At 65.9% G+C, this 12686-nt stretch carries 9 protein-coding genes; 4 read left to right on the top strand and 5 right to left on the bottom strand.

Annotated features, from left to right (window positions below):
* Positions 1–37 precede the first annotated feature (37 nt).
* Positions 38–2287: an MMPL family transporter gene (locus F8O07_RS04135; protein WP_158030870.1), complete on the bottom strand. Its 2250-nt coding sequence runs from the start codon at positions 2285–2287 to the stop codon at positions 38–40.
* A gap of 108 nt (positions 2288–2395) precedes the next feature.
* On the opposite strand from F8O07_RS04135, the gene F8O07_RS04130 reads away from it, so the two are divergent.
* From F8O07_RS04130 to F8O07_RS04115, 4 genes are all read left to right on the top strand, one after another.
* A complete protein-coding gene (locus F8O07_RS04130) occupies positions 2396–3307 on the top strand; it encodes a TIGR01777 family oxidoreductase (protein WP_158030869.1) in 912 nt (303 codons plus the stop codon).
* A 112-nt stretch (positions 3308–3419) separates the two neighbouring features.
* A complete protein-coding gene (locus F8O07_RS04125) occupies positions 3420–4286 on the top strand; it encodes a Bax inhibitor-1/YccA family membrane protein (RefSeq protein WP_158031780.1) in 867 nt (288 codons plus the stop codon).
* A gap of 112 nt (positions 4287–4398) precedes the next feature.
* Positions 4399–5028 carry a GntR family transcriptional regulator gene (locus tag F8O07_RS04120; RefSeq protein ID WP_192496628.1) on the top strand — a complete coding sequence of 210 codons (630 nt, stop codon included), beginning with the start codon at positions 4399–4401 and terminating at the stop codon, positions 5026–5028.
* 210 nt (positions 5029–5238) lie between these two features.
* Positions 5239–6525, top strand: coding sequence for an MFS transporter (locus F8O07_RS04115; RefSeq protein WP_158030867.1), 1287 nt, complete (start codon positions 5239–5241; stop codon positions 6523–6525).
* Between the two features lie 29 nt (positions 6526–6554).
* On the opposite strand, the gene F8O07_RS04110 is transcribed toward F8O07_RS04115, so the two are convergent.
* The 4 genes from F8O07_RS04110 to F8O07_RS04095 form a co-directional block, all read right to left on the bottom strand.
* The gene (locus tag F8O07_RS04110) at positions 6555–8177 is read right to left on the bottom strand and encodes an MFS transporter (RefSeq protein ID WP_158030866.1); all 1623 of its coding nucleotides are present in this window, start codon (positions 8175–8177) and stop codon (positions 6555–6557) included.
* A gap of 565 nt (positions 8178–8742) precedes the next feature.
* On the bottom strand, positions 8743–9345 hold the full coding sequence (locus tag F8O07_RS04105; protein ID WP_158030865.1) for a hypothetical protein: 603 nt from the start codon (positions 9343–9345) through the stop codon (positions 8743–8745).
* A gap of 1052 nt (positions 9346–10397) precedes the next feature.
* A complete protein-coding gene (gene guaA / locus F8O07_RS04100; RefSeq protein WP_225733249.1) occupies positions 10398–11945 on the bottom strand; it encodes a glutamine-hydrolyzing GMP synthase in 1548 nt (515 codons plus the stop codon).
* Between the two features lie 65 nt (positions 11946–12010).
* Positions 12011–12676, bottom strand: coding sequence for a DUF3817 domain-containing protein (locus tag F8O07_RS04095; RefSeq protein ID WP_158030863.1), 666 nt, complete (start codon positions 12674–12676; stop codon positions 12011–12013).
* Positions 12677–12686: the final 10 nt, after the last annotated feature.

Raw genomic sequence — 12686 nt, 5'->3', positions numbered from 1 at the left:
GGTGAGCCGATCGGCTGCGGCAGCCGACCTGAAGACATTATGCCCCGCGTTTCGAAGAACCCGCACGATCAAGGCGCGACGGCCACCAGAGCACTCGACGCATCGAGATCGCGAGCGCCGGCACCAGCAGCGACCGCACCAGAATCGTGTCGAGCAGCACGCCGAAGCTCACGATGATGGCGAGCTGCAGCAGAAAGAGGATCGGGATCACGCCGAGTGCGGCGAACGTCGCTGCGAGCACGACGCCGGCCGAGGTGATCACCGAGCCGGTCTGCACCAGCCCCTCGTCGATGCCCCGTCGGGTGCTGAGATGTGCGTCATGCTGCTGCCTTCTCGTCAGGTCTGCATCGGGCACGCCGTTCTCGGCGAAGAACCGGGTCTCTTCGCGCACCCGCGTCATCAAGAAGATGTTGTAGTCGACGCCGAGCGCGACCAGGAACACGAACCCGTAGAGCGGCACAGAGGGGTCGGCACCGGGCAGGTGCAGCACGTGGTCGAAGACCAGCGACGAGACGCCGAGAGCTGCTGCGAACGAGAGCACCGTGGCGCCCAGCAGCATGATCGGCGCCACGATCGAACGCAGCAGCAGCATGAGGATGATCGTGATCACCACCAACACGACCGGAATGATCAGGTTGCGGTCGTGCATGGCGGCGTCATTGGTGTCGACCGCCGTCGCAGTGACCCCTCCGACCAGCGCGCTCGGAGCGGCAGTGGCCAGGTCGGCGCGCAGCTCGCGCACGGCCTGCTCCGAGCTCGGGTCGTCGGCGCCGTGCTCAAGCGTCGCACGCAGCTGCACATGCCCGTCGACCTCAAGCGGCTGCGCCCCCGGAATAGGCGCCCCACTCGGACCGTCCGTCACCTGGTACGCACCGCTCATGCCGTCGGCCGCACGCAGAGCGTCCAAGGCGGCCGCCGCATCCGTCGTGTCTGCGATCACGGTGACCGGGCTGCCTGTGCCGCCTGCGAAGTGCTGCTCGAGCAGCGCCTGACCGGTCGACGACTGATTCTCGGTGAGCACCAGGTCGCGCTGCTGCACGCCGTTCGCGTTCAGCCCGAACAGCCCGGTCGCGCCCGCGGCCAGCAGCACGACGCTCGCGATCCACACCGTGCGATGACGACGGTCGACGAATCGGGCCACCGCGGGCCAGAGCCGACCGGTGCGCTCGTTCGAGACATGTGCGGCCCGCAGTCGCGGCACGTTCGGCCAGAAGCCGGCTCGGCCGACCAGCGCCAGCAGTGCCGGCAGCAGCGTCATCGCGGCGAGGAACGCCCAGACGATGCCGATCGCGGTCACGGGGCCGAGGCTGCGGTTCGAGTTCAGATCGCTCAGCAGCAGACAGAGCAGCCCGGCGATGACGGTGCCGGCCGAAGCCGCCACCGGTTCGAGATTCGCGCGCAGGGCGGCGAGCACCGCCCGCCACACGCTCGGCTCTGTGGTCAGCAGCTCGCGATATCGGTGCACGATGAGCAGCGAATAGTCGGTGCACGCGCCGATCACCAGAATGCAGAGAATGCCCTGCGACTGCCCGTTCAGCTGCACGACACCCGCCTTGGCGAGCCAGAAGACGGTGAGGATCGAGGCGCAGAGAGCGAACACAGAGGTGAGCAGCACCAGCAGAGGCAGCAGCAGCGACCGGTAGACCAGCACGAGGATCACAAGCACGGCACTCAGAGCCACGATCAGCAGCACTCCGTCGATGCCGGCGAAGGCTGCGCTGAGGTCTGCGGCGTAGCCGGCCGGCCCGGTCACGTGTGCCTCGATGTCGGTGGATGCCGGGTCGGGGTCGGCGAGCGCCTGCTGCAGCTGCTGCACGGGAGCCTTCGGCCCGTCGCCGCGGTCGAGCTCGATGACGACCTGCGCCGCCTGCCGGTCTTCGCTGGGGATCACCGGAGAGGCGGTGGCGCCGTCTGCGGCGGCGGCGACGCGATCGGTGATCTGCTGCAGGTCGCCGGCCGTGAGCTCGCGGTTGTCTTCCGTGGTGAAGACGACGACCGCAGGAATCACATCGGGGTCGTCCGCGAAGCGCTGCTGCCACTGCTGCACCTGCGTCGACTGCGAGCTGGCCGGCAGAAATGTGGTCGCATCGGTCGAGGCGACCTGTGAGATCTTGCCGAAGGTCGGCCCGCCCAGCCCTCCCAACACCAGCCACAGCAGCATGAGCACGACGGGCAGCCCGATGCGCAGCCAGCGGCTGGGCTGACGGCTCGGCCGACGCGAGTCGGTCTGTCCGCCCTGCAGAGTCGGCGAGCCGGTACGGTCGGAGGTGTCGGGCGAGGTGCGCATGAGCTGATCGTAGCACCGCATACTTACCAAGTAAGCTACTTGCAGGTATGGTCGGTGAAACACAGGCATCACCGGTGAAACAGGCACCACCAGTGAAGAGGAGTGACTATGAAAGTGCTCATCGCGGGAGCCAGTGGACTCATCGGGTCCGAAATCCGTCGACAGCTGGCCCACACCGGTCACGAGGTCGGCATACTCACACGCCCCGGCTCGCACAGCGATTCCGGTTCGACCCCCACATGGCAGTGGCAGCCGACGACCGCTGAGATCGACCCCGAGTCCGTCGAGTGGGCCGACGCCGTCATTTCCTTGAACGGCACCAGCATCGCGAAACTGCCGTGGACCAAATCGCGTCGCCACAGCATCCTTGAGAGCCGCGTCTCGAGCACTCGTACGCTCGCCCGGGCCATAGCGGCCTCGACAGAGCCCCCGGCCGCCTGGGTCTCGGCGTCGGCGGTCGGTTTCTACGGCAGCCGCCCCGGCGAACGACTCACCGAGCAGGCCGCCTCCGGCGAAGGCTTTCTCGCCGCCGTCACACGCCGCTGGGAGACCGCGACGCGTGCTGCGGCAGACAGCACACGCATCGTGCATGCGCGCACCGGAATCGTGCTCTCGACGCGAGCTGCTCTCGGCCCGCTGGTCACCCTTGCGAAGTTCGGCCTCGCCGGCAGGCTCGGCTCGGGGCGACAGCACTGGCCCTGGGTGTCGCTGAGCGACGAGGCGGCTGCCTATGTGCATCTGGCCACCGAGAGCGAGATCGCAGGGCCGGCCAACATCGCAGCGCCCAGCGGTGCCACGAGCGAGCAGGTCACCCGTGCGGTCACCCGGGCACTGCGACGCCCACATCTGCTGCCGGCGCCGGCATGGGCACTGCGCATGGCACTCGGCACCGCAGCCGACGACCTGCTGCTGGCCGATCAGCATGTGGTTCCTCAGCGGCTGACCGAAGACGGCTTTGTCTTCGGCGACGACGATCTGGCTCGCGCCGTGGACGAGGCTGTGGCGGCCCACGGGGAATAGGCGGCGCACAGCTGCGTTCTCTAGAATGTGTATGCGCCGCGGCACCGCTGCCGATCAGCGACATTGACAGCGCGGCTGACCACGACACGACAATGAGGAGGCCTTCGTGGCTCTGGACAACCCCGTTCTCTCGAGAAACCCCTATTTCAACGGCAAGACGCCGCAGGTGGGTGAGACTGCAACGGCTGATCAGCTGCGCCAGATGTACGATCGCCCGGCAGGGGCCGAACCCCAGACACAGCAGGGACTTCCTCAGCAGACTCAGCCGCAGGCCTTCCCTGCCGCGGGCTCGGCACTGCCCGCCTCGGAGCGCATGACCTACGACGGCGTCATCGTGAAGACCGCGATGCTCTTCGGCACGATTCTCGTCGGTGCCGTCGTCGGCTGGATGTTCCCTGTGCTGCTGCTTCCCGGCGTCATCGTGGGTCTGGTGCTCGGCCTGGTCAACTCGTTCAAGAAGCAGCCGTCCGTGCCGCTCATTCTCGCCTACGGCGTCTTCGAAGGGCTCTTCGTCGGAGCGATCTCACAGGTGTTCGCGACGACGTACTACGGTGGCATCGTCGTTCAGGCGGTGCTGGCGACGCTCAGCGTGTTCGCCGTCACATTGGTGCTCTTCTGCAGCGGCAAGGTGCGCGCGTCGGCCAAGGGCGCAAAGATCCTGATGATCGCCATGGGCGGCTACCTGCTGTTCAGCCTGATCAACGTGGGTATGAAGGTCTTCGGCGCGACGTCGAACCCCTTCGGCGTGTTGGGCATGGATATCTTCGGCATCCCGGTCGGCGTCATCGTCGGCATTCTGGTGGTCATCATGGCCGCGTACTCGCTCGTCCTCGACTTCGACATGGTCAAGACTGGTGTGCAGCAGGGAGCGCCGGCCAAGTTCGGCTGGACTGCCGCCTTCGGCATCGCCGTCACGGTCATCTGGCTCTACGTGGAGTTCCTGCGCCTGTTCGCGATTCTTGCCAGCAGCCGCGACTGACTCAGTCCAGCGCGACGCGCCTGTGACTTTGCGCCAGCCCTCGGCGGGTGTACACTCCTAGATGCATCTTGTATCTATGTTGTATACCCGAAGGGGGCTGGTTGTGGCGGCGTTGGCGTCAGAACGCGTCTACAGCGATCTCAAAGAGCGCATCATCCTCGGCGACATTGCGGGGAACACACTGCTCAGCGAAGGCGAGATCGCCGAACAGCTCGGCGTCAGTCGCACTCCGGTGCGCGAGGCGTTCCTTCGGCTGCAGGCCGAAGGCTGGATGCATCTCTATCCCAAGCGCGGAGCCCTCGTCGAAGGCGTCGACAGCAGCGAGGGCAATGAGATTCTCGAGGCTCGTCGTCTGATCGAGTCGTGGGCGGCAAGCCGACTCGCTGCGTCTCCCGCCTTACTCAAAAAGGTGGCCGACGAGCTCGAGGCAACGCTGGTCAGCCAAGAGGCCGCACTCGCCGACGACCCCGACCTGCAGGCGTTCATCGTCGCCGATCTGCACTTTCACCAGGTTCTCGTCGAGTCGGCCGGCAATCGTATTCTGACTGCGGTATATCAGCAGCTCAGCGACCGCCAGCGCCGTATGACGGCCTATGCCGTCAAGACCGGCAGCGACCGCCCCTACCGCGTGCTCAAGCAGCATCACGATCTGCTCGAGGCGCTGCGCACCGGCGATCCACATCAGTTCGTCAAAGCGCTCGACCACCATTTCAGCGACATTCATGGAGCCAGCCCCCGTTGATCGCACGCTGAACTCAGTCCGCTTCGTCTCAGCTCGGCCGCATGCCGGGCCGACACATCCGCACTCCGCCGACTGCAGCATCCGCCGCACCGGCATTCGCCAACTCAGTCCGCTCGGCAGTGTCGCCGACGCAGCACCCCCTGCAGCGTCGCAGAAGTCCACCAGCCATCAAGTTCGATTCGTCGAGTGAAAACGAGAAACACCACACGCATGTCTCAGCACAATCCGTCCAACGCATCCGCCGCAACCGCAGTACCGGGCCGGCACCCACGCTGGCAGCCGAAGCGCCCCGACTGGCTTGCCGCCGCCGGGGTGCTCTTCGCCGTGGCATGGGGTGGCAACGAGTTCACCCCGCTGCTCGCGATGTATCGCATCCACGAGCACATGAGCGTGCAGAGTGTGAACGTACTGCTTGGGGCATATGTCGTGGGCATCATTCCCGCCCTGCTGATCGGCGGGCCGCTCTCTGATCTGCGCGGCCGTCGGCCGCTGATGCATCTCGCGCCTGCTCTGTCGATCGCGGGCAGCATCCTGCTGATGCTGGGCGGCGACGATCACGTGCTGCTCTTCGTCGGCCGCATCTTCTCGGGCCTCGCGCTCGGCTTGGTGATGGCAGTCGGGTCGAGCTGGATCAAAGAGCTGTCGACCAGGCCGTACTCGAATTCCGGGGATGCCGGCGCAGGTGCCCGCCGAGCCACTATGGCGCTGACGGTCGGGTTCGCTCTCGGCGCCGTCGTTGCTGCGCTGCTGGCACAGTTCACCCCGATTCCCGAGATCGCTCCCTATGCCGTGAACATCGTGCTGACCGCGGTGCTGTGGCTGATGCTGATCGGCACACCCGAGACCAACCCAACGGTCACCGGCGTGCCCCTGGGCGACGAGACCAAGGTGTCGACCAAGCACGAGTCGCTGGGGCAGGCACTGAAGCTCAAAGAGGCAGTCTCACCGCGTTTTCTGCTCGTCGTGCTGCCGATGGCCCCGTGGGTGTTCGGCGCTGCCGCGAGTGCCTATGCCGTGCTGCCGTCGCTCGTGATGGATCAGGTGCCTGGCTTCGAGGTGGCCTTCGCCGGCATCCTCTGCTTCGTCGCGCTGAGCTTCGGCGTGCTCAGCCAGCAGATGGCTCGCAAGTTCATCAAGCCGCACAGCCAGCGGGCCATCGCCTCGGCGATGTGCGCCGTGATCGTCGGTGTGCTGATCGCCGCGCTCTCGGCATTCACACACAGCATGGTGATCACCGTCATCGCTGCCGCTGCCCTCGGCTTCGCATACGGCCTGCTGCTGATCGCCGGACTCCAGGAGACTCAGCGCAACGCCCGGCCGGAGCACCTGGGCGGCATGGTCGGCGTGTACTACTCGCTGACGTATCTGGGATTCTTCATTCCCGCCATTCTGTCGGCGCTGGCGCCGATGATCACCTACGGCGTCATGTTCGTGATCGGTGCGATCATCGCCGCACTGAGCGTCGTGCTCATCGTGTTCGGCACACGCAAGCACTGACTGCGCCCGATACGCGCCCCCGCGTGCCGTCAGGCGCTCACGCCTCGCGCTTTGCGCGTTCCGGGCAGAACCGCCAGCGAGATCACCACGAATGCGAGCACGAGCACGAATCCGTGCAGAATCCCGAAGTGCTCGGCCAGCATGCCCAAAGCAGGGGGCCCTGCGAGCGAAGCCGAGTACCCGAAGATCGAGACCATGCTCACCCGGCGGGTCGCATCCGTCGGATGGTCGGCGGCCAGCGACATGCCGACCGGGAACCCGAGCGATGCTCCCAGCCCCCACAGCGCGGTCGCCACGAAGATCAGCGGCGTTCCCGCACCGAAGATGAATGTGGCCAGCCCGATCGATGCGATCGTGGCGCAGCCGAGAAGCACTCGCGTCGTGCCCAGACGGTCGACGAGAGGGCCTCCCACGAGGCGGCCGAGCGTCATCGCCGAGACGAACGTCGCGTACACCAGTGCCGCAGCAGAGTGGTCGAGGCCGTGGCCCTCGACCGCCGCGAGGCTGAGCCAGTCGTTGGCCGAGCCCTCGACGAATGACATGCCGACCATCATCACGCCGATGAGCAGCAGCCGTCGGTCGGCCAGCAGCCCGAAACGTGCGCGCAGTCGTGCCCGCATGCCGGCTGATGCCTCGCTCTCGCCCGAGCCCTCAGACAGTCGCGCAGCGCTGCCGGCACCGTTCTGTACCGCATGGGCGGTCGACGAGCCACGTGCATCGGAGGCCTCGAAGTGGATGCGCTGCGGAGCCGACGCGCCCGGCACTGACCGCAGTGTGCCCAGACCGGCGACGAGCAGGAACACCGCCGCCAGAGCAAGATACGGCAGCAGCCCCGTGCCCCGCGAGGCGGCAAGCGCACCGACGAGTGCGCCGGTGATCGTGCCCGCGCTGTAGCAGGCGTGCATCATCGGCAGAATCGTGCGGCCGACGCGCTTCTCGACGGTAGTGCCTTCGAGGTTCATCGTGACCGATGCCGAGCTCAGGCTGAATCCGAAGAGCATCAGCGCCGCGAAGGCGAATCCGGTCTGCGCGAACACATCGACTGCCACGCCGATCGCGGTGAGGCCGAGCCCGATGCCGGTGATCGCGGCGGTGAGCATGCGTCGCGCGCCGAGGCGGCCGATCAGCCCCGGTGCCACGGCGAGCCCGGTGATCGAACCGCTCGAGAGTCCGACGAGCAGAATCGCGACGCCGCCGCTGCCGATGCCGAGCTGTGCGCTCACTTCGGGGATGCGCGCGACCCAGACCGCCGTCGCCACCCCCGCGAGCGCGAAGATCACGCAGATCGCATTGCGCCAGGCTGCGAGCGTGCTGTGTCGTGTGGTGACGGCGAAGTCGAACAGGCGGTGTGCGGCGGATGCCGTGGCAGCGACCCCGCTCGCCACGCGCCGCGAGGGTGCGCCTGCACGGCCGGCGATGCGTGTGATATCGATGGCGCGAGTGTCGACCGAGCGCTCGTGGCTTATGGGAGAAGCAGCGACCGGGCGCGCGACATCGTTCGCACCGAACTCAGCGAGTTGCGACTCAGGATGCCGTGGCTCTGGGCGTCGTGACTCAGAGTGTCGTGACTCAGAGCTTCTTGAGGGCGCGATCACGCGGATCGATCCGGTCAGCACGGGGATGGAGCTCGTCACGGCGGTCAGTTCGGTCACTGCTTTCCTTTCTGGATGTTCGGGTTGGGACTGCTGCTGTCACTCCGGCGGGAGTGACGCTGTTCGGTTCTGGTGGTGTTCAGTTCGGTGCGCCGCACCCGTGGTGTTTTCGGGCGAGCGAGGGCGAGACCGAACACATCCGTGTGACCGGTTACTGCTCTGATGGATGCACAGCGCAACCCCGCGACGATGCGGTTGACTGCCTGTGAAAGAGATGACCACTGACGTTGTGATCGAGATGCCGAGCACATTCTCGGCGAATTGATTTCGATGCTACGGCGGAGAATCCGATCCCTGCAACTGTCTACTCAGACTACTTTTTTGATCGGCGTGTCGCGCTCCCGACCAGCTCGTTCACAACGCGCGCGGCGGCTCCTTTGCCGTTCGCTCGTCGCTCGTTCGTCGCTCGTTCGCCGCTCGTTCGCCTCACCCACGCAGATGTCTGTACATCTCTCACCTCGCCACTCCCCGATCCCCCGCCCAGCACCCCTCGCCTCCCCTTACCGGTCCACCTGTGCACCTCTCGCCCCACCACTCCCCGATCCCCCGCCCAGCATCTCTCGTCTCACCTGCGCATGCCCCTCTGCACCAACGCACGCTCGACCTCGGCCACGAACTCCTGCCCGGCACGTGCATCGGTCAGCGTGCGCAGATCGGCCTGAACAACCTCGTACCCTTCGTTCCGAAGTGCCTTCAGCCGTTCCCGATCACGAGCATGCTGCGCACGCGACGTGCGGTGCTGATCCCCGTCGAATTCTGGAATCACCCTCTGCACCCGATACAGCAGATCGGCCCGCGCCAAGTGGCCTCCAGCCCGGTCGTAGATGTCGGCGTTGAGCTCAGGCTCCGGCAGCCCCGCCTCCAGCAGCAGCAGCCGAGTGAGCGATTCCATGGGCGACTGCGAGCCGTCACGCACGAGACGGGCGACCTGGCGCATCCTTCTGCAGTTTCGACCCGACAGCGACCCCGCCCACTCGACGAGCTCCCTCGGCCCGGCGAACGGCTGCCGGCCGTCTGCACGCAGCTCGGCGCGACAGACCAGAAAATCGCCGACAGCCACGAGATCAGCGTCGGAATGATTCGGCACATCGGCCAGCATCCTCCAAGTCGTCCGCACATCGCAGACCGGCAGATCGCCGAGTGTGTAGACATGAGCTGTCGGGGGCATGCGCCTGCTGCGGATGCCGCGGTGCCGCGGACGCGAAAGGGTCGCAGCCGCTGCGACATCAAGTCCGTCGGGTTCGAGCGCCGAAGCAATCATGCTGAGAGGCAGAGGCAGGCCCCATATGATCGCCGCGGTCAGGTGACTGAAGGCGAGCCCTGGCTTCATCAGTGGCAAATACTGCCGCGCGCGATGCGTCACTGCTGCGTAGAGACGCTTGGATTTCGGGATCTCGGGCGGTGAACCCGCATGGTTCTGCGCCGGTTCTGCTGTGCGCGTTTCGGTTCGTGCGCAGCGCACCCCTCGGTAGGGCTGTACTAGGTCGTTGGCCCGCAGTCGAGACTGGCTGACTCCCAGGTCTCGTGCTTCTGCCACAGTGAAGGGTCGATGCCTGATCTGAATCGGCAGCGGCTGCGGTTTGGACGGCGACATGTCATCAGCATGAGCGATCGGCCTGCCCCGGGTCTCCCCGATCTGCCCGATGTGGAGAACTTCGTGCTGCACCTACGGCTATGCGTAACAGATTCTGCGCACTCGCACCATCTACAAGGGCCCTCCACCCACCGAAAGCACAGAACACGCGACCATCAGCAGCAAACACCCACAACAACTACACACTCAGTGAGCCATGAGCAGATTCTGCACACTCGCACCATCTACAAAGTACCTCCACCCACCGAAAGCACAGAACACGCGACCATCAGCAGCAAACACCCACACCAACTACACACTCGGTGGGTCTTCAACAGGTTCTATACACTCGATCCCGCGCATCAGCCGGCTTCTGCGCACTCGCATGCCGCCTCGCCCGGTTCAAGACAGAACTGCCCTGAAACACGATGCCTTCAGGGCAGGACTGTCCTGAGACACGACACCTTCAAGGCAGGACTGCCCTCAGACACAACAGCTGCAAGACAAGCACACGACACAACAGCCGCAAGACAAAACAGCCCTAGGACACGACACCCACAAGACAAACACACGACACAACAGCCCCAAGACAAACAGCCCAAAACAGAAACAGACCCCGCCGCACACTGCGACGAGGCCTGCCTGACTTACTCCCACTCGATGGTGCCCGGCGGCTTGCTCGTGACGTCGAGTACCACTCGGTTGATCTCACGCACCTCGTTCGTGATGCGGTTCGAGATCACCGACAGCACGTCGTACGGCAGCCGCGACCAGTCAGCCGTCATCGCGTCTTCGCTCGACACCGGGCGCAGCACGATCGGATGCCCATACGTGCGCCCGTCCCCCTGCACGCCCACTGAATGCACATCGGCCAGCAGCACCACCGGGCACTGCCAGATCTGATCGTCGAGCCCAGCCTTGGTGAGCTCCTCGCGCGCGATCGCGTCGGCCTCGCGCAGAATGTCGAGGCGCTCCTGCGTGATCTCGCCGATGATGCGGATGCCCAGGCCGGGCCCGGGGAACGGCTGACGGCTGACGATGACCTCGGGTACGCCCAGCTCGCGACCGATCGAGCGAACCTCGTCTTTGAACAGCGACCGCAGCGGCTCGACGAGTTTGAATTGCAGGTCATCGGGCAGGCCGCCCACATTGTGGTGGCTCTTGATGTTGGCCGCACCTTCGCCGCCGCCTGATTCGACGACATCGGGATAGAGCGTGCCCTGCACCAGGAACTTGATCTCTTCGCCGTCGGCCGAGGCCTCGTTCTGCAGGTCGCGAGCCACACGCTCGAACGTGCGGATGAACTCGCGGCCGATGATCTTGCGCTTGCGCTCCGGCTCGCTGACGCCCTTCAGCGCAGTGAGGAACTGCTCCGACGCGTCGATCGTGACCAGACGGATGCCAGTCGCGGCGACGAAGTCCTCCTGAACCTGCTTGACCTCGTCTTTGCGCAGCAGGCCGTGGTCGACGAAGATGCAGGTCAGCTGATCGCCGACCGCACGCTGCACCAGGGCTGCGGCGACAGCCGAGTCGACGCCGCCCGACAGCCCGCAGACCACCTTGCTCGCGCCGACCTGGGCACGGATCTTCGCGACCTCCTGGTCGATCACGTTCTCGCTGGTCCACTCCGGCTTCAGCCCGGCGCCGTGGTACAGAAAGTTCTCGAGCGCCTGCTGGCCGAGCGGAGTGTGCTGCACCTCGGGGTGCCACTGCACGCCGAAGAGTCGACGGCCGCGATCCTCGATCGCCGCCACGGGCGCGCCCACGGTCGACGCCAGCACGTCGAACCCCTCGGGCGCGGTCTTCACCGCGACGCCGTGGCTCATCCACACCGACTGCTTCGCAGGAGAGCCCTCGAGCAGCGTGCCTGCTTCGTGAACCTCAGACTCGGCGTGTCCGTACTCGCCCACCGCCGCCTGATCGACGACGCCGCCGAGCGCATACGACATGGCCTGAAAGCCGTAGCAGATGCCGAACACCGGCACGCCGGCTTCGAACAGGGCCCGGTCGACGTGCGGGGCGCCCTCTTCGAAGACGCTCGCGGGGCCGCCCGAGAGGATGATCGCCGCCGGCTTCTTCGCGAGGATCTTCTCGACGCTCCAAGTGTGCGGCACGACCTCGGAGTACACATGCGCCTCGCGCACGCGCCGTGCGATCAGCTGCGCGTACTGCGCGCCGAAATCGATGACGAGCACCGTGGGTGTCGTCGCGTCAGCGCCTGCCTCGTTCGAGGCCGCTGCCGCAGTGGGGGTCTGCTGGGTCACTTCGTCTCGCTGCTTTCGTCGGTGTCGGTCGTGGTCTGTGCGGCGTCGCCTGAGGTCTGACGGATGCCGTGCTCGCCCGGCTGCGTCGCCGGATGACGAGCGGCGGCCGCGTTCTCAGCGGCTGCGCCAGGTGCAGCGGTCGTTGCCGCACGGGCCTCGTCATCGGCGACCTGCTTGCGCAGTGCCAGGATGGCCTCGTCGTGGGCCTCGGCACGGGCGTTGTGCTCGGCGAGATCTTTACGCGCAGCGCGCGACATGCGGTGCTCGACGAAGAACGAGAGGAACGGCACGATGCCGCCCAAGGCGATCGCGACGAAACGCCGCAGCGGCCACCGCAGCAGCGTCCACAGGCGGAAGTCGCTGATCAGATAGACGACATACAGCCAGCCGTGCACGATCAGCACGCCGATCGAAAGGTTCAGACCGCCGGCGCTGTCGATGTACTCGGGCAGCGAGGGCACGAAGTTGAGCACGTGACCACCGCCGGCGAAGACCTCGTAGCCGACGCCGAGCTCGTGATTCCACGGAATGTACTTGAGGATCATCTCTGCGCAGAGCAGCAGCAGGAACACACCGGTGATGTAGGCGAAGATGCTGTAGAACCTGATCGCACCGGGTATGCGCTGCCGATCGCGCTTCGGCAGAATCGGCTGACGGGTCATGGGTTCCATC

It is taken from the genome of Pseudoclavibacter sp. CFCC 13796 (assembly GCF_008831185.1).
Classification (GTDB): Bacteria; Actinomycetota; Actinomycetes; order Actinomycetales; family Microbacteriaceae; genus Pseudoclavibacter_A.
The sequence above is the reverse complement of the archived record's forward strand: the minus strand, read 5'-3'. Positions and strand labels throughout refer to the sequence as shown.

What these genes read in the sequence shown, in the direction of transcription:
- F8O07_RS04135 (WP_158030870.1), bottom strand. Translation starts at nt 2,287, where the DNA reads ATGCGCACCTCGCCCGACACCTCCGACCGTACCGGCTCGCCGACTCTG.
- F8O07_RS04130 (WP_158030869.1), top strand. Translation starts at nt 2,396, where the DNA reads ATGAAAGTGCTCATCGCGGGAGCCAGTGGACTCATCGGGTCCGAAATC.
- F8O07_RS04115 (WP_158030867.1), top strand. Translation starts at nt 5,239, where the DNA reads ATGTCTCAGCACAATCCGTCCAACGCATCCGCCGCAACCGCAGTACCG.
- F8O07_RS04105 (WP_158030865.1), bottom strand. Translation starts at nt 9,345, where the DNA reads ATGCCCCCGACAGCTCATGTCTACACACTCGGCGATCTGCCGGTCTGC.
- F8O07_RS04095 (WP_158030863.1), bottom strand. Translation starts at nt 12,676, where the DNA reads ATGACCCGTCAGCCGATTCTGCCGAAGCGCGATCGGCAGCGCATACCC.